This window comes from Microbacterium sp. 1.5R, assembly GCF_007667425.1.
GTDB lineage: Bacteria > Actinomycetota > Actinomycetes > Actinomycetales > Microbacteriaceae > Microbacterium.
The window spans coordinates 758,549-784,335 of the sequence record NZ_VDRC01000002.1 but is presented as its reverse complement, the minus strand read 5'-3'; the positions used below and the strand labels follow the sequence as shown (position 1 = coordinate 784,335).

Sequence of the window (25,787 nt, the reverse complement as noted above, 5' to 3'; positions counted from 1 at the left end):
ACTTCCGTTAACCGGCCCCGGTAGATCCTCCCACCCACTCGGGTGCCGGTCAACTCGACCTGGACTAGCGTGGAGAGGGTGACTGATGCTCCGATCGCCGCCCGTCGTTCCACCCTCCGCACGCATCACGGCGACACGTTCGACGATCCGTACGAGTGGCTGCGAGACAAGGACTCCGCCGAGGTCCTGACCCACCTCGAGAGCGAGAACGAGCACACCCAGCGGGAGCTCGCCCATCTGTCCGACCTGCGCGACACACTGTTCCAGGAGATCAAGGGCCGCGTGCAGGAGACCGACCTCTCCGTGCCCACCCGCCGCGGTGACTGGTGGTACTACAGCCGCAGCGAAGAAGGCGCCCAGTACGGCATCCACTGCCGCACCGCGGCAGCCGCCGACGACTGGACTCCCCCGGTGCTCGAGCCCGGCGTCCCGGTGACGGGCGAGGAGGTCCTGCTGGACGGCAACGTCGAGGCCGAGGGGCACGAGTTCTTCTCCCTCGGCGCGTTCGACACCTCGGACGATGCGACGCTGCTGCTGTGGTCGACCGACTTCGAGGGTGACGAGCTGTACACCGTGCACGTGCGCGACCTCCGCACCGGCGAGATGCTGCCCGACGAGATCCCGAACACGGGGAGCGCGTTCTTGACCCCGGATGGCACGGGCGTCGTCTACACGACCCGCGACGACGCCTGGCGCCCCGACACGCTCTGGCTGCACCGTCTCGGCACCCCCCTCGCCGACGACGTCCAGCTCTTCCACGAACCCGACGAGAAGTTCTGGCTGGGCGCGGGGATCACCCGCAGCCGGCGCTACCTCGTCATCGCCGTCGGCTCGAGCATCACCAGCGAGGAGCACCTCGTCGACCTCGACGGCGATCTCACCGCCGCGCCCCGACTCGTCTGGCCGCGCCGGGAGGGCGTCGAGTACTCGCTCGAGCACGCCGTCGTCGACGGCGCCGACCGCCTGTACATCCTGCACAACGACGACGCCCTGGACTTCGAGCTCGTCTCGGTCGACGCCGACGACCCTCAGGGCGACCGTCGCATAGTGGTGCCGCACGAGCCGGGACGACGTCTGCTCGGCATGGACGCCTTCCGCGACTTCGCGACCGTCGAATACCGCAGCGAAGGGCTGGAGCGCGTCGGTCTGCTCGACTACTCCTCCGCTGAGATCGAAGACGTCACGTTCGACGAGCCGCTGTACTCCGCGGGCGTGAGCGGCAATCCCGAGTGGCACTCGCCCTTCCTGCGGCTCGGCTACACGTCGTTCGTGACCCCCGGCACCGTCTACGAGCTCGACCTCGCCACGCGCGAGCTGGTGCTGCGCAAGCAGGTCGCGGTCCTCGGCGGATACGACCCGCACGACTACGATCAGCGGCGCGCTTGGGCCACGGCATCCGATGGCACCCAGGTGCCGATCTCCCTCGTCTGGAAGCGCTCGTTCGGCGAGCCGGGGGCGTCTCCCCGACCGGTGCACCTGTACGGGTACGGCTCGTACGAGCACTCCATCGATCCCGGCTTCTCGGTCGCACGGCTGTCGGAACTCGACCGCGGCATCGTCTTCGCCGTCGCTCACGTGCGCGGCGGCGGCGAGATGGGCCGGCAGTGGTACGAAGACGGCAAGCTGCTGCACAAGCGCAACACCTTCACGGACTTCGTGGCGTGCGCCGAGCAGCTCGTCGCCGACGGCGTCACGAAGCCGGAGCTGCTCGTCGCCGAGGGCGGCAGTGCGGGCGGACTCCTCATGGGGGCGATCACGAACCTCGCGCCCGAGCTGTTCGCCGGTGTGCTCGCCGCCGTACCGTTCGTCGACGCACTGACGACCATCCTCGACCCGTCACTCCCCCTCACGGTCATCGAATGGGACGAGTGGGGCGACCCCCTGCACGACGCCGATGTCTACGCGTACATGAAGTCGTACTCGCCGTACGAGAACATCCGCGACGGTTCGACCTACCCTCGCATCCTGGCTGTCACGTCGCTGAACGACTCCCGCGTCGCGTACGTCGAGCCGGCGAAGTGGGTGGCGGCGCTGAGAGCGGCCGGAGCGCGCGACGTGCTGCTCAAGTGCGAGATGGTCGCGGGGCACGGCGGCGTCAGCGGGCGCTACAACTCCTGGAAGGAGCGCGCCTTCGAGCTGGCCTGGATCCTCGACACGGTCGGCCTCGCCTGACGGCCTCCTCGTCCCCGCTGTCGCTGCCCGCGCCCTCCCGTGGTCCGAGATCAGGAGGATGCCCCGAGATCAGGACTTTCCGGCGTGAGAACTCCTGATCTCGCTGCATCCTCCTGATCTCAGGCGCGTCGGATCGGTCCTGCACCGCAGGAGGGTTCCGCCGAGTTTCCAGCGATTTCGCGGAGGCCGCGGGTGTGCGGCATCCTCTCCGCGGTCCGCTGGCGCACTGTGGACGGATGCGACTGGCGACCTGGATCCGAGCGCGCGGCGGCGCCGCCCATACCTCCGACCTGTATGCGGCTGGGTTTCGCAAGCCGGAGATCGCGACGGCCGTCCGCTCGGGACGGATGCTGCGACGCCGCCGATCCTGGATAGCGCTCGCGGACGCGGACCCCGCGGTCCTGTCCGCCATCGGAGTGGGCGGTCGTCTGACGTGTGTGAGCGCCGCACGACGCATGGGCCTCTGGGTGCCGGCGACCGACGACGCCGTCGTGCACATCTCCGTCGCCCCGACCGCGGCGCGGTTCGACGACGCCGGCCTTCGTGTGCACTGGTCGCACGGTCCGGTGCCGACGCCGAGGCGCGCTCGTCGACCCGCTGGTGACGGTGCTGCGGCACGTGGCTCGCTGCCAGGAGCGCGTCGACGCACTGGCCATCTGGGAATCCGCGCTACGACAAGGCCTTGCTGACCCTGCGGTCCTCTCCCGTGTCCAGTGGCGCAGCACGCAGGCCGAAGCGCTGGCATCCGTCGCGTCGAGCCTGTCGGACTCCGGGCTCGAGACGCACTTCGTCGACCTGATGCGTCGGCACGGCGTCCGGGTCAGGCAGCAGGTCCGGATCGACGGTCATCCCGTCGACGGACTGATCGGCGACTGCCTGGTCACACAGCTCGACGGCTTCGCACACCACAGCTCAGCTGCCGACCGGCGCCGCGACATCGAGGCGGACGCGCGGCTGCGCCTGCGCGGTTACACCGTCCTCCGCTTCGACTACGTGCAGGTCCTCTTCCATCCGGAGGCGGTGGCCGAGATCGTCCTCATGGCGATGGCTCAGGGGCTTCACCTCGTGGCGCGTCGTGCCTGAGAACAGGGGGTTCGCCCGGGATCAGGAGCATCGGCGCTGCATCGTCCTGATCTCAGGACATGCTCCTGATCTCCGCTCAACCGAAGAGCGCCGCGGCCTCCTGATTTCAGGACATGCTCCTGACCTCAGATCAACCGAAGAGCGCCGCGGCCTCGTCGTACCGGCTGCGCGGAACCGAGTTGAGCTCTCCGAGCGCCTCGGCGAACGGGACGCGCACGATGTCGGTGCCCTGCATCGCGACCATCTGCCCCCAGGCGCCCTCGACGATCGCGTCGGCGGCGTGGAGTCCGAGACGCGTCGCGAGCACGCGGTCGAAGGCCGACGGCGACCCGCCGCGCTGGATGTGCCCGAGGATCGTCGCCCGAGTCTCGATGCCGGTGATGCGCTCGATCTCCGGGGCGAGCCTGTCGCCGATGCCGCCGAGCCGCGGGCGATTGAAGGCGTCGAGACCCTTGTCGCTGTAGGCCTCGTCCATGCCCTGCAGCTTGAAACCCTCCGATACGACGACGAGCGGAGCGCGTCCTCGGTCGTGAGCACTGGTCACCAATGCGGTGATCTCCTCGAGCGTCTGCGGGACCTCGGGGATCAGGATGGCGTGGGCGCCCGCCGCCATGCCGGCGTGCAGCGCGATCCAGCCGACGTGACGCCCCATGACCTCGGCGACCATGCACCGCTGGTGCGAGTCACCGGTCGTGCGGAGCCTGTCCATCGCGTCGGTGGCGATGTTGACCGCCGTGTCGAAGCCGAACGAGTAGTCGGTGGCGCGCAGGTCGTTGTCGATCGTCTTCGGCACGCCGATGACGTTGATGCCGTCCTTCGCGAGGCGGTCCGCCGCTGCGAGCGTGCCCTCCCCACCGATCGCGATGATGCCGTCGATCTTGTGTCCGTAGAGCGTCTTGGCGATGTTCTCGGCGCCCCCGCGCACGCCCTCGTAGGGGTTGGTGCGGCTGGTACCGAGGATCGTGCCGCCGACCTTCGACAGTCCCTTCACCTCGTGGCGCGTGAGGGGGAAGAAGTCGCCGTCGACCACGCCACGCCATCCGTCGCGGATGCCGACGAACTCCAGGTCATAGGTCGTGGTGCCCTTGAGCACGATGCCGCGGATGACCGCGTTGAGTCCGGGGCAGTCGCCGCCGCTCGTCAGGATGCCGATCTTCATGCTTGCCTCAGACGGTTCGGGGAAGGGGGAAAAGGCGACGTTGCCTGCGATCGACACTAGCGGCATGGAGCGATGCCGCGCCATTCCGGCCGCCGAAAAACGGCGATCTTGCCGGCGGATCGAGACGATTCGCGAGATGTATCCGTAAAGCCGCCTACGACGAGGAAATCGGCGTCAAGAATCACGTTTCTTGACGCCGATCTCCGGGGAGGATCAGGCTCCGCCGAGCGCCTGTCGCAGCAGATGCATGAGAGCGCCGAGCTGTACGGGCTCTGCCGCGACCTCGTCGGTCGCCTCGCCATCGAGCGCTCGCGCCGCGAGACCCTGCTTCTGGTCGATGAGCTCGGCGATCTTGGTGTCGACCGTGTGGGCGGCGATGATCCGCCACGCGGTGACGGGCTCCCCCTGGCCGATGCGGTGCACGCGGTCGATCGCCTGCGTCTGCTCGGCAGCCGTCCACGACAACTCCGCGAGCACGACGTTGGACGCGGCCTGCAGATTCAGACCGACGCCGGCGGCTGTCAGCGAGCAGACGGCGATGCCGACCTCGGGGTCGCCGTTGAAGTCGTCGATGGCCTGCTGACGAGTCGTCGTGGTCTGGTCTCCGCGGATCGACACCGAACGGATGCCGGCGGCGGCGAAGTGCGCTTCCGCCTGGTCCATCACGTCGATGTGCTTCGCGAAGAAGACGACCTTGCCGACCGACCGCTGCAGCTGTGCGGCGTAGTCCGCGGCGAGCTGAGCCTTGGCCTGCCCGATCCGGCGGACCATCGTGAAGACGTTGTCGCCGCCTGTGCCTGCGGCCTTCGACTCCTCGAGTTCGTTCTGCGCGACGAGACGCACGATGTCGTCGTCGATCTCGCCGGGGGCCAGACCGCGGTCTCCCCGGGCCTCGATGATGCGACGGTAGCGAGCGGCGAGACGCGCTCCCAGCTCGCGCTCGGCCTGGCGGATGCTGCGACCGAATTCGTCGTCGAGCTGCACGGGGAGGTCGGCGACGAGCTTGTCCGGCAGGTCGGCCGCGACGTCCTTCTTCTTGCGGCGGACGATTCCCATCGAGATGACCGCGTCGCGCGCCTCGGGGTAGAACGCCTTGTCGGCGGGCGTGAAGCCGGTGGCGTCGAGCTTCTCCATGAGCTCGGGGCCGGGCTTCTCCCCCGTCGTCCAACCCAGGAACCGCCAGATGGCGTCGAAGTCCTCGACATCGTTGATGAGCGGGGTGCCGGTGAGGGCGAGCATGAGCGGATCGCCGCCAGGCGTCCGCTCCCGCACGCGCGACGCGAGCGAGAGGACGTTCTGCGATCGCTGGGAGGACAGGTTCTTGATGAAGTGCGCCTCGTCGACCACCATGCCGCGGAGCCCGATCGAGGCGAGCCACGACATATGCCGGTCGAGGATCTCGTAGTTGACGATGAACACGTCGGCGAACGCGTCGATGTCATCGCCGTCGCCCTGGATCACCGTGGCGCGACGCTGCGGCGTCCACCTCTCGACCTCGCGCGCCCAGTTCATCTTCACGACGTTCGGGACGACGACGAGCAGCGGATATGCGCCGGCGACGGATGCCGCGAGCACGGACTGCGCGGTCTTGCCGAGCCCCGGTTCGTCGGCGAGCAGGAAGCTGCGGTGCCCCGCCTTGACGGCTTCGAGGAAGCGCGACTGGTGCACCATCACTTCGAGACCCTTGGGCGAGATGTGGTCGAACTCGGGTGCTGGCGGGAGCTCCATGCTGGCCGCTGACCCGCCCGCACCTGTTTCGAAGGCCTTGTAGAGCGGCCCCATCAGCTCCCAGCCGTCGAGACGGCGTCGGGGGGTCGTGGTCGCGTGCGGAGTCAGGTCGGGAGCGAGGAAGGGATTGGCGAGCTGACGAGCCTCCACGGACGGTGGAGTGACCTGCCGCTCGGCGATCGCCGCGGATACGACGGGGACCTGGATCGGCGCGATGTCAGCGATGATGAGCTCTTCGGGAGCGAGCTCGGCGCCGGACTCGAGGAGCCAGTCGCGCCGCATGCGCTTCGCGACGGGAGACGTCGCCTGGTCGGCTTCGAGCAGCTGGATGAGCGAGGTGTCTCGCGCGGCGGTCTTGGCGAGGATCGTCGCCACGCCGTCGAGACGCTTCAGCAGCTCTGCCCGAGCCGCATCGGTGATCTCGCCGTCGGCTTTGACACGGGAGCGCTCCTCGCGCACCAGGAACGCGATGACCTGGAACTTCACCCGGTTCGTCGGGCCCAGCTTGCCTCGCTGCGACTTCGCCTCGATCTCGCGCACCTTGCGCGCGAGGATCGGGATGAGGGGTGCCTCATCGTCGCGTCGGGATGTCTTCTTGCGCCGCGGGGCGGCGGTTGCCGTAGTCGGCATGCTCCTCCTGAGCGTGAAGGCCGCAGCATCGCCATGATGTGGCGGCCGTTCTCGATGTCCGCGTGTGGCGTGAGCCAGGACCGTACGAACAGTGTTCCCGATCGAGATCGATGCACTGCTGAAGAGTGCGGATCGATGACGACCACCCTCAGTCTATGCCATGGTGCGCCGGGTGCGCTGTGCGCGCCACGCGGAAGCCCTCGCTCGGCCGTCAGTCGACGGCGGGGCCGAGGACTCGCTCGGCCTCCACGACGTCGCCTGCCATCTGCTCCTTGAGCTTCTCGATGCCCTCGAAGGCGACCATGCCTCGCAAGCGCTCCACGAATTCGACCGTCACGTCGTGACCGTAGAGGTCGAGGTCGGTCTCTCCGATCACATGCGCCTCGACCTGACGCTGCAGCACATCGTCGAAGGTCGGATTGGTGCCCACCGAGATCGCCGCGCGGTGGCGGACGCCGGTGTCGTGGTCGACGAGCCAGCCCGCATAGACACCGTCGGCGGGGACGAACGAGTCGACGGTCGCCGACAGGTTCGCTGTCGGGTAGCCCAGCTCACGGCCGCGCTTGAGGCCGTGGACGACCTCTCCCCTGACGTCGACGCTGCGATCGAGGACGCGCGCCGCGGTGCGCACGTCGCCTGCGATGAGGAGTTCGCGGATCCAGGTCGACGACACCCGCCGGTCAGAGCCGTCGAGGTAGACGTCGTCGACGACCTCGACGGAGAAGCCGTGCTGCGGTGCCAGTTCGCGCAGCAGCGCGGGTGTGCCTGCTCCACCGTGACCGAAGCGGAAGTCCTCCCCGACCAGCACGGTCGACACGTGCAGCGCGTCGACGAGGATGTCGGTGACGAAGTCCTCGGCGCTGCGCGCGGCGAGTTCCTCGTCGAACGTCAGCACGAGCGTCGCGTCAAGGTCGAGCTCAGACAGGAGCTCCAGCTTGCGGTCCACCGTCACCACGTTCTCGGGGCAGCGGTCCGGCCGCAGAACGGCGAGCGGGTTGCGGTCGAAGGTCACGGCGACCGCAGCGACGCCGGATGCGGCGGCGGCCTCCTTGAGTCTGCGGATGACAGCCCGGTGCCCGGCGTGCACCCCGTCGAACTTGCCGATGGCGACGGCCGAGGGGCCGAAGTCCCGCGGCACCTCTCGAGGATCGCGGAAGACGATCACGCGACCGCCCCCGTCGATGCTCGCTCCGATGCAGCCGTGGCGGGACGGTGCGTGCGCAGCCACCAGATGCCGAAGACGGGCAGGACGAGCGGGATGAAGAGGTATCCGCGCCCGAACATCGACCACACGGTGTCATGCGGGAACAGGTCGGGCAGGAAGATGCTGAGGGCTCCGACGACGAGAACGCCCGTGAGTTCGAACACGATGGCCACCCACGCGACCGTGTACCACCCGGGGCGGCGGGCGAAGATCAAGGCGAGAGTGGCGAGCACATACACGCCCGCGGCGAGAGCCGAGAGCGAGTACGCCAAAGGCGCGTCGTCGAACTGGCGGACGATCTGCACGAAGCTGCGCCCGGTCGCGGCGAGCGCCATCACGGCGTAGACGATCACGAGGACGCGACCGATGCCGGTCATGCGGGAAGAGGGAACGGAGGTGCTCATGGCTCTCTCCATTCTAGGCGCGGTCCCCCGCGGGCGGATGCGCGCGCGGTGGGGCTCAGGCGACCTGGATCGTCCAGATCACGTGCATGCGCCACACCATGATCGCGACGGCCACGGCGGCGACGCCGAGGATGACCGTGCTCCAGCGGCTGCGCTCCATAAGGGCCCAGAGCACCGCCCCGATGGGCAGCAGCACGGCTGAGACGAGGTACACCCAGTACTCGAGCAGATCACCTGACGGTGGATTGCCGGCGAAGGGAGCAGCGATCGCGACGACGACCTGCACCACCAGCAGCAGCTCGACCAGCGCAAGGCTACCGACGGAGTAGTCGCTGGGGCGCCGGCCGGCAAGGCCGAGCGCGATGCAGAAGAGTCCGGCTGCGGCGGCCGCGGCGATCTGCACGAGAGTCAGCCACAGGATCATCGCGACGCCTCGGGCATGTTCATCTCGCTCTTGAGGTCGGCACCGCGCTTGCCGACGACGCCGACGAGCACCCCGTCGGCGTCGATCGCGGCCGCGATCGCCCCCGCGAGGCGCGACGCCTGCCCGCTGAGGCGCTTGCCGTGACGGAGGTCGCGAGCCTCGTCGGCCGACACCGACAGGGGAGTCAGCACCCGCGCCGCTGCCTCGGCCGGGCTCAGCGGGATCGCGTCGGCGAGTCCGTCGACGGTCACGGCGTCGGAGACGTCGAAGTCACCCACCCGCGTGCGGCGCAGCGCCGTGAGGTGCCCGCCGACGCCGAGGGACGCTCCGAGATCGCGAGCGAGCGAGCGGATGTACGTGCCGGACGAGCAGTCGACGATCACATCGAGATCCAGGAACCCGTCGCCTGCGCGTCGGGCGATCTCGTCGAAACGGGAGACGGTGACCTGGCGGGCAGCCAGCACCACTTCCTCTCCCGCACGGACGCGGTCGTACGCGCGGCGCCCGTCGACCTTGATCGCCGACACCGAGCTCGGCACCTGCGAGATGGTCCCGGTCAGAGCGGCGATGCCGTCCCGCACCCGCTCATCCGTCAGAGAGTCCACGAGGGCGGCATCGGCCCGGGTGAGCACGTCGCCCTCCGCGTCGTCCGTCGTCGTCGTCGCCCCCAGCCGGATGGTGGCCTCGTAGGTCTTGTCGGCCCCGACGATGTAGGTGAGCAGTCTGGTCGCGCCTTCGACGCCGATCACGAGGAGCCCGGTCGCCATCGGGTCCAGCGTGCCCGCGTGGCCGACCTTCCGCGTCCCGAAGGCTCGACGGACGCGGGCGACCACATCGTGGCTGGTCAGCCCCGATGGCTTGTCGACGAGGAGGATGCCGGGCGAGACCATCCTCCCAGCCTACGATGCGAGCCGCTCGAGGTCGGACATCTCGGAGCACGCCGGGAGCGCGCGGAGATCGGGACGCACCCGGGTCTGCTGAGCGCTCGGGGATGCGACGCACGGGTGATCTAGGCTGTCGAGGTGCACTCGTCCCCGCGCTCCCTCTCGATGGACGCGCAGCCACTGCTCGCGTGGTACCGGCGGTCGGCCCGCGACCTCCCCTGGCGGAGCGCCGCCTTCCGCGAGGACTTCGGCGCGTGGGGCACCCTGGTGAGCGAGTTCATGCTGCAGCAGACGCCGGTGACGAGAGTCATCCCGCACCTCGAGGCCTGGCTCGCGAGATGGCCGACGCCGCGGGCGCTCGCCGGAGCGAGCCCGGCGGAGGTCGTCCGGCAGTGGGCGAATCTGGGCTACCCGCGCAGGGCGCTCTGGCTGCATCGCGCGGCGATCGAGATCACCGAGCGCCACGGTGGAGTCGTTCCGCGCGACATCGACGCGCTCCTGGCACTCTCCGGAATCGGCGACTACACCGCGCGCGCCGTGTCGGTGTTCGCATATGGAGACCGCCACCCGGTCGTCGACACGAACACGCGACGGGTGATCGCCCGCGCTGTTCTCGGGCAGGCGCACCCCGGTCCGCCGTCTCGACGAGACCTTGGAGCGATGGATGCGCTGCTGCCCGCGGCGGACGACGACGCCGCGGTGTTCAACGCCGCGGCGATGGAACTCGGCGCGACGGTGTGCGTCGCGAGGAATCCCCGCTGCGAGCAGTGCCCCCTTCTCGCGTCGTGTGCGTGGGTCGCCGCCGGCAGACCGGACACCGGCGACACGCGCCGACGTCAGGCGACGTTCGAGGGGTCGGACAGGCAGGCGCGCGGCACGGTTCTCCGAGCCCTGCGCAACGCGGCACCCGAGGGGGTTCCCCTCGCCGCGCTCCTGATCGACTGGCCCGACGCCCGGCAGCGCGACCGCGCGATCGACTCCCTCATCGCAGACGGTCTCGCCGAGGCTGACGGCGAGATCCTCTCTCTCCCGCGCTGACGACCGCAGTCACCCGTGCCGGGCGCTTCGGAGCGCGAGCAGCATGAGCTCCACGCGGCTCCGCACCCCAAGCTTGGCGAACACCCTCCCCAGATGCACCTCGACCGTCCGCACGGATACGGTGAACGATGCGGCGATCTCACGATTCGACGAGCCGCCGACGGCCGCCATCGCGATCTCGAGTTCGCGGCGGGTGAGGATGGGCTCCCACCGTCTGCGGATCGCCGCGACCGCGTCTCCCAGCTCGTCGTCCCGATCCGCAGCGCGGTCGAGGAGCCTCAGGCGCTCTGCGGCATGGGTCGCCCATGCCCGCGCGCCGGACTCTTCGAACAGCGCCAGGGCCGTGCGCAGATGGCGTCTGCCCGCGCGGTTGTCGTCATGGATGATCGCGCGCAGACCGAAGGCGGCAGAGACCCGGCCGCGCTCGAAGGGCGACCGGATGCTACGCGCTGCCTCTTCCATCTGCGACATCTCGTCCAGCCAGATGTTCTGAGGACTCGTCGACGCCCGCATCCGGAGAAGACGCCCGAGAGCCATGTCGGGCGTCTCGACGCTGTGCGGCGGGACGCTGTCGCCGTCCATGCCCACGATGGTGATCTCGTCCAGCCCCGGCACGCCGATGACCGGCTGCGGGGCGCCGCGATCGATCCAGAGGCGCACGAGGGATGCCGCCTCATCCGCCCGGCCATCGAGGTGCGCCTCCAGTGCGCGGTCGATGAGCTGGTCGATCCTGGGAGGAGCCGGCAGCGACACCGTCAGCGATCGGGCGACCGGACCCGGCCTACCCAGGACGGCGATGTCCAACCGCCGTGAGAGCACGACCCCCAGCCCGGCGAACGGCAGCGCCACCGGCAGGTCGAGCGCCGCTCGATGGAGGTGGTCTCTCGCGGCGCCCACGTCGCCCCGCCACAGCAGGAGAAGTGCCTCCGCGACGGCGCGGTACGCGTCGACCAGCGGACTGTGCTCGAAGCCCTCGACGAACGGGTCGGGCTGCGTCGATGAGTGATAGTCGCCTGCTGCGAGCAATCGGAGCCCTGCGTCGATGTCGCCTTCCGCCGCTGCGCGGAGCGCTCCGGGGACGACCCCCGTGAGCAACCCGGTCCCGAGAACGTCGTCCGGTTCGCTCTCGCCGAGCAGCAACCACGTCAGAGACACGACCGGATCCCTGAGCTCGCGCTCCGCACCTGCTTTCGCGGTCGCGAACCGGAGCGCCGCGAGCCATTCACGAGCCGCAGCGCGCTCGCCGCGCTCGGCCGACAGGGCTGCGGCGAGGGCCGCAGCGCGCGCGTAGGCATACCACGCCGCGGGGTCGGGTGAACCGGGCCGGAACGATGCGGCGTCGAGCTCGGGAACCGCCCCGCGAAGGTGGGTCTCCGCTACGAGCAGTGCGGCGAGCCCCGGCAGCCCGGCGTCCTCCGGCCCGGAATCGAAGAGTCCCCCCAGCCAGGCGACGGCCTCCGCGGCGTACCCCGATCCCATCGCGGCGATACCCGCTGCGAGAAACGCCTCGCGCCGGGCGCTCCCCGTCGCATGAGCGGCCGCCGCGCCGGCGAATCGCAGTCCTCGACGCGAGTCCCGCGCGCTGCGTCGGGTCCGTGCCGCACGGAGCACCTCGGCGATCGCGGCGTCGCCTGGGTCGTCGACACCGCAGACCCGATGCCAGGCGGCTTCCGTCCTCTCGCCCAGTCCGTCGTGGTGCGCGCTGAGAGCCCGATGGGCTGACGCGATCTGATCCGGCGTGCTCGTCGCGAGCACCCATGTCGCCGCCCGGGCGTCTGAGCCTCCCGCACCACCGCCTGTCGAGCGGCCGTCCATCCCGGTGCGGTGGTCGTCGACCCGATCAGCGCCAGGGGCGCGGTGGTCGACGCCGAAGGGCGCGTCGGCATCCAGCACCGCGCACACGGCCTCCTCGCGTTCTCGGAGGTCGAGCTGCACGTCGACGAAGTCCGACTCGAGCGCGGGGACCAGCGGCAGCACACCGGGCAGGGGGCTCAGACCGCGTCGTTGCGCTGGCTCGAGCAGAAGGACTGTCTGCGTGACGGCGATACCGTCTCCGCCGAGCCGATCGAACAGCTCGGCGGCGACGTGCGGTGCGCATCCCACCCCGGCCGAGAGCAGATCCTCCAGCACGATGATGATGCCTGAGGCCTCGGCCTCCGGTCTGCTGCGCGCACTCCGCACCGCTTTCGTCCCCCCGGTCCGTACGAGCTTCTGCTCGTCACAGCCGACGGTAGCAACCGGTCATCCGCCCTCAAGCGAGATGCCGATACATCACGAACGCGTGTCGTCATCCTCGCGAACGTAGGGGTCGGCGTCACCCGCGTGCGATGCCGACGAAGCGAGCTTGGCGACCTCGGCGTCCCGCTCCTGCGCCTCGCGCAGCAGGGCGGAGATGTGGTCCGCGTTCTCGGGGAGCGCGTCGGGGATGAACTCCAGCGTCGGCACGAGGCGCGTGCTGAGCTGCTTGCCGACCTCGCTGCGCAGCATGCCCGTCGCAGAGGTCAGCGCCGCGCCGCTCGAGACGCGCTCCTCCTCCGTGCCCAGCACGGTGTAGAAGACCGAGGCGTGCTGCAGATCGCCGCTCACGCGTACGTCGGTGATCGTCACGAAGCCGAGGCGCGGGTCGCGCAGCCCCTTCTCGAGACGCTCGGCGAGGATGACGCGGATGCGATCCGCGAGTCGGGCCTGTCGTTCACCAGCCATGTGTTCCTTCTCCTCTTGGGAAGTCTTCGGGCGAGGGCGCGTGACGCACCCTCGCCCGAAGATATCGAACCCGATCAGCCGCGAGGCTTCTCGACCAACTCGGTGGTCTCGATCTCGTCGCCGATCTGGATGTCGTTGTACTTGCCGAGGCCGATACCGGCCTCGTAGTCCGTACGAACCTCGGTGACGTCGTCCTTGAAGCGACGCAGCGACTCGATGGCGAGACCATCGGCCAGCACGACGCCGTCGCGGATGACGCGCGCCTTGGCGTTGCGCGTGATCGTTCCCGAGCGCACGATGACACCGGCGATGTTGCCGAACTTCGAGGAGCGGAACACCTCGCGGATCTCAGCGACGCCCGACTGGACCTCTTCGTACTCCGGCTTGAGCATGCCCTTGAGCGAGCTCTCGATCTCGTCGATCGCGTTGTAGATGACCGAGTAGAAGCGGATGTCCACGCCCTCGCGCTGAGCACGCTCGCGCGCCTTCGTGTCGGGGCGGACGTTGAAGCCCACGATGATCGCGTTGTCGATCGTCGCAAGGTTCACATCCGACTCGGTGATGGCACCGACGCCGCGGTGGATGATCCGCAGCTGCACGGAGTCGTCGACCTCGATCTTGAGGAGCGACTCCTCCAGCGCCTCGACGGCACCGGACACGTCGCCCTTGATGATGAGGTTGAGCGACTCGACCTTGCCCTCTTCGAGTGCGCGGGTGAAGTCCTCGAGCGAGATGCGCTTGCGGGCCTTGGCCAGCTGCGCGTTGCGCTCGACTGCTTCACGCTTCTCGGCGATCTGGCGGGCCATGCGGTCTTCCTCGGTGACGATGAAGACGTCTCCTGCGCGGGGCACGGAGTTGAGACCCTGCACCTGCACCGGACGCGACGGGAAGGCCTCGAGGACCTGCTCGCCGTTCTCGTCGGCCATCGCACGGACGCGGCCGTAGGCGGTGCCCGCCACGATGGCGTCGCCGACGCGGAGCGTTCCGGACTGGATGAGCACCGTGGCGACCGAACCGCGACCCTTGTCGAGCTTCGCCTCGATGGCGACACCGCGAGCGGCCTTGTTCGGGTTGGCGGTCAGGTCGAGACCCGCGTCAGCGGTGAGCAGCACGGCATCGAGGAGTTCCTGGATGCCGGTGCCGGCGCGAGCCGAGACGTCGACGAACATGACGTCGCCGCCGTACTCCTCGGCGACCAGGCCGTACTCGGTGAGCTGCTGACGCACCTTGGCCGGGTTGGCCTCGGGCTTGTCGACCTTGTTCACCGCGACCACGATCGGCACGTTGGCCGCCTGAGCGTGGTTGAGCGCCTCGACCGTCTGCGGCATGATGCCGTCGTCGGCAGCGACCACGAGGATCGCGAGGTCGGTCACCTGGGCACCACGAGCACGCATGGCGGTGAACGCCTCGTGACCGGGGGTGTCGATGAAGGTGATCGCCCGCTCGATGTCCTCGTGCTCGGTCCACACCTGGTAGGCACCGATGTGCTGGGTGATGCCGCCGGCCTCGCCCTCGATGACGTTGGTCTGACGGATCGCGTCGAGCAGTCGCGTCTTACCGTGGTCGACGTGACCCATGACGGTGACGACCGGGGGACGGATCTCGAGGTCGTCCTCGCTCTCCGCCTCCAGCTCGGCCTCGAGGTCGAGACCGAAGCCCTCGAGGAGCTCCTTGTCCTCATCCTCGGGCGAGACCATCTGGATCTTGTAGCCGAGCTCCTCGCCGAGCACCTCGAACGTCGCCTCGTCCAGCGACTCGGTGGCCGTGGCCATCTCGCCGAGGTTGAAGAGGATCGTCACGAGCGTGCCGGGCTGGACCGTGTAGCCGGTCAGCGTCTCGATCTTGTCGGCGAAGTCCGCGATGGACGCACCGCGGCGCATGCGGATGATCTCCCCGTTACCGCGGGTGACGTTGACGCCACCGACGACCGGGGCGCTCCGCATCTCGAATTCCTGCCGCTTCGCCCGCCGCGACTTGCGCTGCTTGCTCTTGCCGCCGCCCTTGCCGAAGGCACCTGCGGTACCGCCGCCGGGGCCGCGACCGCGACCACCACCGCCACCGGGGCGACCGGCGAAGCCGCCACCACCGGGACGTGCACCGGGGCCACCGGGGCCACCCGCACCACCGGGACGACCGGGACCACCCGGACGCTGCTGGAACGGAGCACCGGGACGACCGCCCTGACCGCCGCGAGGGGCGCCGGGACGCGGCGAACCGGGACGCGGCGCGCCGGGACGAGGAGCCCCGGGACGCGGAGCCTGCGGACGAGGGATGTTGCCGGGCGTCGGTCGCTGACCCATGCCCTGCGCCGAGGCGAAGGGGTTGTTGCCGGGACGAGGCCCGGTCGGGCGCTGGCCCATGCCCTGGTTGGACGCGAACGGGTTGTTGCCGGGGCGAGGTGCACCGGGCTTGGGCGCGCTGTCGGCGCCGGGCTTGGGCGCGCCGTCCGAGGGCTTCGGAGCCGCGGGACCGGGCTTTGCCGCCGGGGTCGCCGCAGGAGCCTCGGCCGGAGCTGCGGGAGCAGCGGCGACGGGCGCTTCGGGGGCCGGAGCCGGCTTGGGGCCGGGCTTCGGGCCGGGGGTCGGCGCGGAGGACTTCGCCGCAGCCGGCTTCGCCGCGGGCTTGGCGGCCGGGGCAGCCTCTCCCGAGGACTTCAGCGAGGGGTCGGCCTCGATCGCCGCGCGCAGCTTGCGCGCCACCGGCGGTTCGATGGTCGAAGAGGGGCTCTTGACGAACTCCCCGAGTTCCTTGAGCTTCGCAAGTGCGACCTTGCTGTCGACGCCGAATTCAGCGGCGATCTCATGTACGCGTGGTTTACCAGCCACAATTCTCCTGTCTGGGGTCGGTCTGCCCAGACAGGGCAGACCACTAGTCGCGGACGGGTCTCATTTCGAGCCGTTCACTTTGTTTCCATAGCTGTTCAGCCTTTGTTTCTCGATGGTCTGCGTGTCCAGTTGACCGGACACGCGTAGTGCTCGTCCGAAAGCACGTCGCCGCACAGCGGCATCCATGCATTCCTGCGTCGGATGCAGCCACGCGCCTCGCCCCGGCAGCACGGCACGCTCATCGATGACGAGGGTGTCGTTCTGGGACACCACCCTGAGAAGGGCGGAGCGGGGAGCACGCGTGCGGCAACCGACGCACGTTCGTACGGGTTCCATCTTACACCTGTGTTCCCGCCCTGATCGCGCCACCGGCGCGAGTCGGGCGTGCGGACGGGGTCAATCCAGGACGCTGTCCGGCTGGATGTCGATCTTCGCGCCGGTGAGCTTCGCGGCCAGGCGGGCGTTCTGCCCCTCCTTGCCGATCGCGAGCGACAGCTGGTAGTCGGGGACGAGCGCCCGCACGGCCTTCGTGCCCGCGTCGAGGATGAAGGAACTCGTCACCTTGGCGGGCGACAGCGCGTTCGCCACGAAGGCGGCGAGCTCGGGGTTGTAGTCGACGATGTCGATCTTCTCGCCGGCCAGCTCCTCGGTGACCGCACGCACACGGCGGCCCATCTCGCCGATGCAGGCGCCCTTCGCGTTGATGGACGGGTCGTTCGCCGTGACCGCGATCTTCGTGCGGTGTCCGGCCTCGCGGGCGAGCGAGACGATCTCGACCAGGCCCGCCGCGATCTCGGGCACCTCGAGTGCGAAGAGCTTGCGGACGAGGCCGGGGTGGGTGCGCGACACCGTGATCTGCGGCCCCTTGAGCCCCTTCGCGACACTCGTGACGTAGACGCGCAGACGGGAGCCGTGGGTGTACTCCTCACCGGGGACCTGCTCCTCGGGCGGCAGGATCGCCTCGACCGAGCCGAGGTCGACGTGGATCATGCGCGGGTTCGGTCCCTGCTGGATCACGCCGGCGACGATGTCGCCTTCCTTGTCCTTGAAGTCTCCCAGCACGACATCGTCGGCGATGTCGCGCAGGCGCTGGCTGATGACCTGCTTGGCGGCGAAGGCGGCGATGCGGCCGAAGTCGTCGGGGGTGGCCTCCTCTTCGCCGATGACCGCACCCTCGTCGTCCTTGACGACCTGCAGCACGGCGACATGGCCGGTGCGGCGGTCGAGTTCGACGCGCACGCCCTCGGGCGTCGCGCCGTCGGCCGAGACGTGCTTGGCGTAGGCGGTCAGGATGGCCTGTTCGATGATCGCGACGAGTTCGTCGAACGGGATCGCCTTCTCCTTCTCGATCCCACGCAGCAGGCTCAGTTCGATATCCATGACGACTCCCTATTCAGCTCTCGTCGCGCCGGTTCGCACGCGCGACATCCGTACCACGATACCCTGACCCCACCGCCCCATGCCACGGCGGCGACCGCGACCGAGCGGTTCACGATGCGCAGGAGGATCAGTGAGCACGTACGACACCATCGTGATCGGCGCCGGCATGTCCGGCGTGACCGCGGCCCGCATGCTCGTCGACGCGGGGCGCAGCGTGCTCGTGCTCGAGGGACGCGATCGGGTCGGCGGCCGGATGAACACCGATCGCTCGGCAGGGTTCCCCGTCGACCTCGGCGCATCCTGGGTCCACGGCATCGACGACTCCGCTCTCTGGGACCTCGTGCAGGCCCTCGACATCCCGACCCTCGAGTACACGGTGGGGAGCTTCCAGGTCGGCGGCCGCCCGATCGAGAACTTCGCCGACGACGGCACGCCGATGGATGCCGAAGCCTCCGCACGGTGGATCCACGATGTCGAGCTGGCCGACCGGCTGCTGACGGAGGAGATCGCGGCCTCCGCTACGGGCGACACGTACCTCGACGTCACGGAGCGTGCGCTCGACCGCTCCGGCTTCTCCCCTCAGCGCATCGACGAGGTTCGCGAGTTCTTCCGGCATCGTGTCGAGGAGCAGTGCGGCGCCTGGATCGGCGATCTCGACGCGCACGGTCTCGACGAGGATGCGATCGACGGCGACGAGGTGATCTTCCCCCGTGGGTACGACGAGCTCCCCCGCCGCATCGCCGCAGGCCTCGACGTACGGCTCGACACGACCGTCACCCGGGTCTCCCGCACTGCCGACACAGCCGTGGTGGCGACCGCCGACGGCGAGGAGTACGAGGCACGCACGGTCATCGTCACCGTGCCCCTCGGAGTGCTGAAGGCGGGCACGATCGCGTTCGCCCCTCCCCTGCCCGACGAGATCGCCGGTCCCATCGACCGCCTCGGCATGGGTGTCTTCAACAAGATCTTCCTGCAGTTCCCCGCGAAGTTCTGGGGCGACGACAGCTACGTGCTGCGCGCGCTGGGCGAGGTCGGCGAGCACTGGCACTCCTGGTACGACGTCTCGGCCGTCAGCGGCATCCCCACGCTGCTCACCTTCGCCGCCGGACCGTTCGGTCGGCGCATGCAGGACCTCCCTGACGACGAGATCGTCGCCGACGCGCTCGGCGCCCTGCGCCGGCTGTATCCGCAGGCCGCCGATCCGACGGCCCGATGGATCACCCGCTGGGGGCAGGATCCCTTCTCCGTCGGGTCGTACTCGCATCTCGCGGTGGGGTCCTCGCACCGGGATCACGACGAACTGGCCGGTCCGGTCGGCGACGTGCTGCACTTCGCCGGCGAAGCGACCTGGGGTGACGAGCCGGCGACCGTCGGTGCGGCGTTCTACTCCGGACGCCGTGCGGCCGAGCGGATCCTCGGGACCGCGGTGGACCTCGCGGGCTTCGCGGAACGGATCAGAGCGCGGGAGCAGTCGCCAGGGAGTTGATCGCTCCGATGAGTCGGAACAGGTTCCCGACCTGGCGCTGATCGAGGTGCAGCGCGAGGCGCGGCAGCTGCAGCACGTCGTCGTCCGTCACCTCGGGCGAGCGCGGAGGCGTCCGTTCGATCCGGCCGCCCGTCAGCATCCCGGCGAAGCGGTCGTTGAGTTCGTCGAGCTCGGCGTCGGTCGGCTCCGCCCGCAGGCGGAGGATGAGCGTGTCACCAACCCACCGCATCGAGTCGTAGTTCCGCCAGAAGCCGGCGATCTCCGCCACGGCGGCATCGACGGAGTCCGTGACCACCACGCGGTCGAAGTCGCCGGGCGAGATCACGCCGGTGGGCGCGAGGTGTTCGTGCACGAACCTCTGCAGTCCACCCCAGAACGTGCCGCCCTGTTCGTCCAGCAGCACGATCGGGGTCGGTTCGGCCTTGCCGGTCTGCTGCAGAGTGAGCAGCTCGAACATCTCGTCGAGCGTGCCGAAGCCACCCGGAAGGCAGATGAACCCGCTCGATTCCTTGATGAGCATCAGTTTGCGAGTGAAGAAGTACTTCATCGCGACGACGTGATCGCTACCGGCGACGAGGCTGTTCGCCTTCTCCTCGAACGGCAGCCGGATCGAGACGCCGAGCGACAGCGCCGGGCCGGCGCCCTCCGCTGCCGCCTGCATGATGCCTGGGCCCGCCCCGGTCACGACCATCCATCCGTCCGACGCGAGCGACGCGGCGACGTCGCGGGCCTGCAGATAGAGCGGATCGTCCTGCAGGGTGCGGGCGGAGCCGAAGACGGTCACCTTCGGAACACCGCGATAGGGCGCGAAGAGACGGAACGCGTCGCGCATCTCCGCGAGCGCGGCCGAGGCGATCTTGAGGTCGAGCCGCTCGGTGTCATCCTCGCCCAGCTGGATCGCCGTGCGCATCATCCGCATCACGAGCCGTCGGTCGGTCAGCACGCCGGCCTCATCGAGGAGGGTGTTGATCTCGGCGGCCAGGCCGTCGGGAAGCGCGTCGTCGCTCATCGCATCGCTCTCAACGCGTCGTGAGGCTGCTCACCGCGTCGGAGACCGATACCGTGTCGCGATCGCCCGTGCGCCGGTCCCAGAGTTCCACCTGGCCGTCGGCCGCACCGCGACCCACGATCACGATCTTCGGGACGCCGACGAGCTCGGCGTCGCCGAACTTCACCCCGGGCGAGACCTTGGGACGGTCGTCGAAGAGCACGTCGAGGCCGGCGGACTCGAGCTGCGCCGAGATGTCGGCGGCGACGTCGAACGCGACCTGGTCCCGCCCGGCGGCGACGACCTGCACATCGAACGGAGCGACGGAAGCCGGCCAGATGAGACCCTTCTCGTCGTTGTTCAGCTCGGCGATGATCGCGAGGATGCGGGTGACGCCGATGCCGTACGACCCCATGGTGACCGTGACGAGCTTGCCGTTCTCGTCGAGCACCTTGAGGCCCAGTGTCTCGGCGAAGAAGCGCCCCAGCTGGAAGACGTGGCCGATCTCCATGCCTCGTGCGAGCTCGACGGGGCCCGAACCGTCTGGTGCGGGGTCGCCCGCGCGCACATTGGCGATCTCGACGATGCCGTCGGCCTCGAAGTCGCGACCGGCGATCACCGAGTGCGCGTGCTTCTGGTCGATGTTCGCACCGGTGATCCAGCTCGTGCCCTCGCTCACGCGGGGGTCGACGAGGTAGCGGATGCCGCTGGCGGACTCCTCGCCCAGCAGGGCGCCGGTCTCGGACCAGGGTCCGATGTAGCCCTTGACGAGCAGCGGGTTGTTCTCGAAATCGTCGGCCGTGGCCGTCTCGACATCGGCCGGAGCGAACGCGACCTCGGCGCGCTTCTCGTCGACCTCGCGATCGCCGGGGATGCCGACCACGACGAGTTCGCGCGTGCCGTCGAGGTGGGTGAGCGCGAGCACCACGTTCTTGAGCGTGTCCGCCGCGGTGTAGTCGCCGTCGAGGTGCGCGTTCGCGTGCGCGACGAGCGTCTCGATCGTCGGGGTGTTCGGCGAGTCGAAGATGACGGGTGCACCGTCGGAGTCGAACGGGATCGCCTCGGCCACCGCCGTGGAGAAGGCTTCCACGTTGGCCGCGAAACCGCCCGCGCTGCGCACGAACGTGTCCTCGCCGACGGGAGTCGGGTGCAGGAACTCCTCGCTTCGCGCACCGCCCATCAGCCCGTTGTCCGCGTTCACGATCACGTACTCGAGACCGAGGCGCTGGAAGATGCGCTCATAGGCGTCGCGTTGCGCCTGATAGCTGACGTCGAGCCCGGCATCCGAAGAGTCGAAGGAGTAGGCGTCCTTCATCGTGAACTCGCGACCGCGGAGCAGTCCGGCGCGAGGACGCGCCTCGTCGCGGTACTTGTCCTGGATCTGGTAGATCGTGAGCGGAAGGTCCTTGTACGACGAGTACAGGTCCTTCACGAGCAGCGTGAACATCTCCTCGTGCGTCGGGGCGAGGAGGTAGTCGGCACCCTTCCGGTCCTGGAGACGGAAGATGCCGTCGCCATAGGACTCCCAGCGGCCGGAGAGCTCGTACGGCTCGCGGGGCAGAAGCGCGGGGAAGTGCACCTCCTGGGCGCCCGCATTGCCCATCTCCTCGCGGACGATCGCCTCGATCCGAGCCTTCACCTTGAGGCCGAGCGGCAGCCACGTGAACACTCCGGGAGCTGCGCGGCGGATGTATCCGGCGCGGATGAGCAGCTTGTGGCTGGTGACCTCTGCCTCGGCAGGGTCTTCGCGGAGCGTGCGGAGGAAGAAGTTGGAGAGACGAGTGACCACGGGCCAAGTCTAGTGACCGACGGCCACTCGTCTCGCGACGCTCAGTTGAGCGCGGGGAGCCCCTGCGGGATCACGCCGCCGGCGTAGAGGCTCGCAGCGAGCTCCTGCACCGCGGTCAGAGCCACGCGCTGCGGCAGGGGACCGTAGGAGATGCGGGTGACACCGAGCTTCTCGTACTCGGATGCGGCGAGCGCGCCGGGCAGACCGATGACGCTGACCTTGCCTTCACCGATGCCCTCGACGAGCTGACGCGTGACGGCCGCATCGAGCATGCCGGGGATGAAGACCGCCGTGGCTCCGGCGTCGATGAATGCGCGTCCGCGCTGGATGGCGTCGGCCACACTCTCGGCGACCGGACGGTGCCCCGCGCGCACGAACGCATCCGTGCGGGCGTTGAGTGCGAACGGCACGCCCTCGGCCTCCGCGGCCTTGACGATGGACTCGACGACGGCGACGGACTCGTCGAACGGCTTGAGGCGATCCTCGACGTTCGCGCCGACGATGCCGGCCTGGATCGCGAGGCGGGTGGTCTCCCCCGCGTCCTCGTAGCCGTCGTCGAGGTCGGCGGTGACGGGGAGGGAGACGGATGCCGCGATGCGCCCGACCATGTCGATCATCACGTCGCGCGGAGTGGTGCCGTCCTCGAAGCCGAAGGAGGCGGCGACGCCGTGGCCGGCGGTCGCGATCGCCTTGGTCTCGGGCAGGGCGGCGACGGCGCGCGCGGAGACGACGTCCCACACGTTCACGACGCGGAGGATCTCCGGGGCTTCGTAGAGTCCGATGAGGGTCTTGGCCTTGTCAGCAGTGGTCATGTCACCCACGCTAACGCGCCTGGCGTCGGCCGGGGCCGATGCGACGCGATCGTGCCGCGGATCGCTTGTCGCACCCTCCGCCTAGGGTGGGGGCATGCCTCAGCGCCGCTCTCATATCGCCCCCTCCGCCGCGCAGACCGAGCTCGCCTCGGCGCTGGCGGCGCTGCGGGAATCGCTCGACGCTCCCGGAGAGTTCCCCGAGGAGGTCGTCGCCGAGGCTGAGGCGTCGACCGCGCCGACGCCGGCACTCGACCTGCGCGACGTCCCTTTCGCGACTCTCGACCCCGAGGGTTCGCGCGATCTCGACCAGGCGTTCCATCTCGAACGTCGCGACGGCGGGTACACCGTGCGTTACGCGATCGCCGATGTCCCCGGTTTCGTCAAGCCAGGTGGCGCGGTCGACGAAGAGGCGCGACGCCGCGGCCAGACCCTGTATGCCGCGGACGGGTCGATCCCCCTGCATCCGCGCGTCCTCAGCGAGGATGCCGCGTCGCTCCTCCCCGACGTGGACCGTCCGGCACTCGTGTGGACATTCGATCTCGACGCGGCGGGACTCGTCGAGCGGTTCCGCCTCGAGCGCGCGCTCATCCGCTCGCGCGTGCAGCTCGACTACGCGACGACGCAGGCCTCCATCGATCGCGGCGAGGACGGACCCGCCGCGCTTCTGCCCGAGATCGGCGCGCTGCGCATCGAACAGGAGCGACTGCGAGGGGGCGCCAGCCTCAACCTTCCCGACGAGGAGGTCGTCCGCACGGCCGACGGCGGATACGCCATCGAGCGCCGGCATCCGCTCCCCGTCGAGGAGTGGAACGCGCAGCTCTCTCTCATGACGGGGATGGCTGCGGCATCCCTCATGCTCGACGCGAAGGTCGGCGTGCTGCGCACGATGCCGCAGCCCGACGAGCAGGCGTTCGCGGCCTTCCGCCTGCAGACAGAGGCGCTCGGGCGACCCTGGACCACCGGGCGGTACGGCGACTACCTGCGCGATCTGGATCGCGAGGACCCGCTGACGCTGCCCGTCCTCCAAGCGGCAGCCTCGCTCTTCCGGGGTGCGGGCTACGTGACGTTCGACGGCACACTGCCCGCCGAGACCGAGCAGGCCGCGATCGCGGCCCCCTACGCGCACGTCACCGCGCCGTTGCGTCGGCTGGTCGACCGCTGGTCGCTCGCCATCTGTCTGGCGGTATCGGAGGGAACGGAGGTCCCGGCGTGGGTCCGGGAGTCGTTGCCGGACATCCCGGGGCTCCTGCAGGAGTCGGGGCAGCGTGCATCGAAGCTCGACTCGCTGACGGTGAACTGCGTCGAGGCCGCACTGCTCACCCCGCTCATCGGCACGACGATCGATGCGACGGTTGTGGAGGCGCGTGGCGAGCGCGGCACAGTGCAGATCTCGGACCCGGCTGTCACGGCGTCCGCGCCGATTCCACCGGGCACGGCGGCCGGGGCCACCGTGCGGCTCCGCGTGGTCAGCGCCGACATCGCGACCGGCTCCGTCGAGTTCGCGGTCTGACGGAGGGCCGGCAGATGGACCACCTCGTCGCCGCTGAGCGCTTCATCGCCGAGCGCTTCCCGAGCGCCTCGACCGCGATCGTGGCGGGCAGCACTGCTCGTGGAGACCGAACGACGTCGAGCGACATCGACCTGCTCCTCCTCGGGGAGGATCTCTTCGACGGTCGTGCCACGAGCGAGGCATCTACGCATGTCGTCGATGGAGAGATCTTCGAGGTGTTCGCCTACACCGCCGGCGGTTTCGAGGACTGGGCCGGACGCGGGATCGCTCAGCATCGCCCCGTCATCGTGCACATGCTGCTGGAGGGCGTCGCGATCCGGCGAGACCGTGGTCTCGACGAACTGCGCGCGCACTGGGCTCGGATCATCGCCGCCGGGCCGAACCTGACAGAGGGCGAGTCGCGGTTCCGTCGATACGTCATCACCGATGTGCTCGACGACCTGCGCGACTCCGAAGACCCGCTGGAGCGGAGGGTGGAAGCCTCGATTCTCTTCGAGCGGACGGCCGAGCTCATGCTGTTGACGTCGGGACGATGGATCGCGACAGGCAAGTGGCTGCCCCGCCGACTGCGCGCGCTTGACGCGATCCGTGCGGAGCGTCTGAGCGCTCCCCTGCTCGCCGACGATCTCGACCTCTTCGCCACGCGCGTCGATGAAGAGCTCGAACGAGCTGGTGGCCGCGTGCAGGACGGGTTCGTGCGCTGAGACTCAGGCGGCGGTGACGGTGGTCGTCATGACGAGCAGCTGCGGGTCTGTCAGATCCAGCGCCACCGAGATCGACGAGAACTCGGAGAGGGATGCCGCGTGCGTGCCGCCGCACAGGATCACGGCCTCCCCGTCGGGCAGCTCGCAATGCCAGCGGCGTCGATCGACGATCGTGTCGCCCTCGGTATCGATGCGACTGGTGGCACCTGATGCCACCCAGGAAGCGAGCTGCGAGTTGATCTGCGACTCGCGCTCGACGAGGGTCGCCGCGAAGGTCTCGGTGTCGAAACCGGCACGACGCAGGCTCTTGCCGAGGCGGTACTCGTCGACGGAGCCGTCCTCGCGGATGCGGCTGGTCTGATTCGCCCGGCCCTCGAAGTCCGGGTTCCCGAGTGCGTCGGCACCCGGGTCCTTCCGCCAGAGGTCGACCAGTGCGAGATCGAGCGCGAGCGACGCGAGGTGGCAAGCGGTGTGTCCGCGGCTCAGCGCCGCACGACGCGCCTCGTCGACGACGAGCTCGACCTCTGCGCCGGGAACGAGCCACGCCGGCGCTTCGCTTTCGAGCATGTGTGCGACGAGCCACGTCCAGCCCTCGACGCCCCGCTTCACAGGGATGTCGGCACCGACCGCGAATACGCCGTCGTCGCTGACCGCGGCCATCACCGCTTCGACGACGTCGGCTCGCTGATCACCGGCGAGGATCGCGCCGGAGTCGCCCGGCTGGTCCGGCCAGGTGTGATCGACCGGGTGGAAGGGGGTCGCGTCGACCACGACGACATGCCCGTCCTCCGAGGACTCGACGCGGGTGACGACGCCGCCGCCGCGCACAGAGCCGTCGGCGAACGAGACGATGGTAGAGGACAT

Annotated in this window: 21 protein-coding genes; 6 read left to right on the top strand and 15 right to left on the bottom strand. The window is 69.4% G+C overall.

The window, feature by feature from the left end; translation table 11 throughout:
- The first annotated feature begins 78 nt into the window (after window positions 1-78).
- Window positions 79-2,172, top strand: coding sequence for a S9 family peptidase (locus tag FSY98_RS14580; RefSeq protein ID WP_144877356.1), 2,094 nt, complete (start codon window positions 79-81; stop codon window positions 2,170-2,172).
- Window positions 2,173-2,790: 618 nt separating this feature from the next.
- Window positions 2,791-3,255 (top strand): endonuclease domain-containing protein, encoded by a 465-nt coding sequence (locus FSY98_RS16960; RefSeq protein ID WP_260857453.1) that lies wholly within the window; start codon window positions 2,791-2,793, stop codon window positions 3,253-3,255.
- A 130-nt stretch (window positions 3,256-3,385) separates the two neighbouring features.
- Here the strand turns inward: FSY98_RS16960 and FSY98_RS14570 are convergent, their stop codons facing one another.
- The 6 genes from FSY98_RS14570 to truB form a co-directional block, all read right to left on the bottom strand.
- Window positions 3,386-4,414, bottom strand: coding sequence for an ATP-dependent 6-phosphofructokinase (locus FSY98_RS14570; protein ID WP_144877355.1), 1,029 nt, complete (start codon window positions 4,412-4,414; stop codon window positions 3,386-3,388).
- Between the two features lie 213 nt (window positions 4,415-4,627).
- Window positions 4,628-6,772, bottom strand: a complete 2,145-nt coding sequence (locus tag FSY98_RS14565) for a DEAD/DEAH box helicase (protein ID WP_144877354.1) — start codon at window positions 6,770-6,772, stop codon at window positions 4,628-4,630.
- Window positions 6,773-6,983: 211 nt separating this feature from the next.
- Complete coding sequence (locus FSY98_RS14560) at window positions 6,984-7,937, bottom strand: bifunctional riboflavin kinase/FAD synthetase (RefSeq protein WP_144877353.1); 954 nt, start codon at window positions 7,935-7,937, stop codon at window positions 6,984-6,986.
- Entirely contained in the window at window positions 7,934-8,353 is a 420-nt protein-coding gene (locus FSY98_RS14555) for a hypothetical protein (RefSeq protein ID WP_186307723.1), read from the bottom strand. The genes FSY98_RS14560 and FSY98_RS14555 overlap by 4 nt, the downstream gene beginning before the upstream one ends.
- Window positions 8,354-8,435: 82 nt before the next feature.
- Window positions 8,436-8,804, bottom strand: a complete 369-nt coding sequence (locus FSY98_RS14550; RefSeq protein WP_144877351.1) for a hypothetical protein — start codon at window positions 8,802-8,804, stop codon at window positions 8,436-8,438.
- The gene (truB, locus tag FSY98_RS14545) at window positions 8,801-9,694 is read right to left on the bottom strand and encodes a tRNA pseudouridine(55) synthase TruB (RefSeq protein WP_144877350.1); all 894 of its coding nucleotides are present in this window, start codon (window positions 9,692-9,694) and stop codon (window positions 8,801-8,803) included. The genes FSY98_RS14550 and truB overlap by 4 nt, the downstream gene beginning before the upstream one ends.
- A 159-nt stretch (window positions 9,695-9,853) precedes the next feature.
- Between truB and FSY98_RS14540 the strand changes: the two genes are divergently transcribed.
- On the top strand, window positions 9,854-10,726 hold the full coding sequence (locus FSY98_RS14540; RefSeq protein WP_144877759.1) for an A/G-specific adenine glycosylase: 873 nt from the start codon (window positions 9,854-9,856) through the stop codon (window positions 10,724-10,726).
- 9 nt (window positions 10,727-10,735) lie between these two features.
- Here the strand turns inward: FSY98_RS14540 and FSY98_RS14535 are convergent, their stop codons facing one another.
- From FSY98_RS14535 to nusA, 5 genes are all read right to left on the bottom strand, one after another.
- Window positions 10,736-12,907 (bottom strand): helix-turn-helix transcriptional regulator, encoded by a 2,172-nt coding sequence (locus FSY98_RS14535; RefSeq protein WP_144877349.1) that lies wholly within the window; start codon window positions 12,905-12,907, stop codon window positions 10,736-10,738.
- Window positions 12,908-12,997: 90 nt separating this feature from the next.
- Window positions 12,998-13,429 carry a 30S ribosome-binding factor RbfA gene (gene rbfA, locus FSY98_RS14530; RefSeq protein WP_144877348.1) on the bottom strand — a complete coding sequence of 144 codons (432 nt, stop codon included), beginning with the start codon at window positions 13,427-13,429 and terminating at the stop codon, window positions 12,998-13,000.
- A 74-nt stretch (window positions 13,430-13,503) separates the two neighbouring features.
- Window positions 13,504-16,254 carry a translation initiation factor IF-2 gene (gene infB / locus FSY98_RS14525; protein ID WP_144877347.1) on the bottom strand — a complete coding sequence of 917 codons (2,751 nt, stop codon included), beginning with the start codon at window positions 16,252-16,254 and terminating at the stop codon, window positions 13,504-13,506.
- A gap of 60 nt (window positions 16,255-16,314) precedes the next feature.
- Window positions 16,315-16,590 (bottom strand): YlxR family protein, encoded by a 276-nt coding sequence (locus FSY98_RS14520; protein WP_144877346.1) that lies wholly within the window; start codon window positions 16,588-16,590, stop codon window positions 16,315-16,317.
- 60 nt (window positions 16,591-16,650) lie between these two features.
- Window positions 16,651-17,634, bottom strand: coding sequence for a transcription termination factor NusA (gene nusA / locus FSY98_RS14515; RefSeq protein ID WP_144877345.1), 984 nt, complete (start codon window positions 17,632-17,634; stop codon window positions 16,651-16,653).
- A gap of 130 nt (window positions 17,635-17,764) precedes the next feature.
- On the opposite strand from nusA, the gene FSY98_RS14510 reads away from it, so the two are divergent.
- The gene (locus FSY98_RS14510; RefSeq protein WP_144877344.1) at window positions 17,765-19,120 is read left to right on the top strand and encodes an FAD-dependent oxidoreductase; all 1,356 of its coding nucleotides are present in this window, start codon (window positions 17,765-17,767) and stop codon (window positions 19,118-19,120) included.
- Here the strand turns inward: FSY98_RS14510 and FSY98_RS14505 are convergent.
- The 3 genes from FSY98_RS14505 to FSY98_RS14495 are packed head-to-tail and all read right to left on the bottom strand — an operon-like array spanning window position 19,089 to window position 22,709.
- Window positions 19,089-20,129, bottom strand: coding sequence for a TIGR00730 family Rossman fold protein (locus FSY98_RS14505; protein WP_144877343.1), 1,041 nt, complete (start codon window positions 20,127-20,129; stop codon window positions 19,089-19,091). The genes FSY98_RS14510 and FSY98_RS14505 overlap by 32 nt on opposite strands.
- A gap of 10 nt (window positions 20,130-20,139) precedes the next feature.
- Window positions 20,140-21,897: a proline--tRNA ligase gene (locus tag FSY98_RS14500; RefSeq protein WP_144877342.1), complete on the bottom strand. Its 1,758-nt coding sequence runs from the start codon at window positions 21,895-21,897 to the stop codon at window positions 20,140-20,142.
- Window positions 21,898-21,938: 41 nt separating this feature from the next.
- Window positions 21,939-22,709, bottom strand: coding sequence for an isocitrate lyase/phosphoenolpyruvate mutase family protein (locus FSY98_RS14495; RefSeq protein ID WP_144877341.1), 771 nt, complete (start codon window positions 22,707-22,709; stop codon window positions 21,939-21,941).
- A 94-nt stretch (window positions 22,710-22,803) separates the two neighbouring features.
- Between FSY98_RS14495 and FSY98_RS14490 the strand changes: the two genes are divergently transcribed.
- Both FSY98_RS14490 and FSY98_RS14485 read left to right on the top strand, forming a co-directional pair.
- The gene (locus FSY98_RS14490; RefSeq protein WP_144877340.1) at window positions 22,804-24,219 is read left to right on the top strand and encodes an RNB domain-containing ribonuclease; all 1,416 of its coding nucleotides are present in this window, start codon (window positions 22,804-22,806) and stop codon (window positions 24,217-24,219) included.
- A 14-nt stretch (window positions 24,220-24,233) separates the two neighbouring features.
- On the top strand, window positions 24,234-24,923 hold the full coding sequence (locus FSY98_RS14485; RefSeq protein WP_144877339.1) for a nucleotidyltransferase domain-containing protein: 690 nt from the start codon (window positions 24,234-24,236) through the stop codon (window positions 24,921-24,923).
- A gap of 3 nt (window positions 24,924-24,926) precedes the next feature.
- On the opposite strand, the gene FSY98_RS14480 is transcribed toward FSY98_RS14485, so the two are convergent.
- A complete protein-coding gene (locus tag FSY98_RS14480; RefSeq protein WP_144877338.1) occupies window positions 24,927-25,787 on the bottom strand; it encodes a hypothetical protein in 861 nt (286 codons plus the stop codon).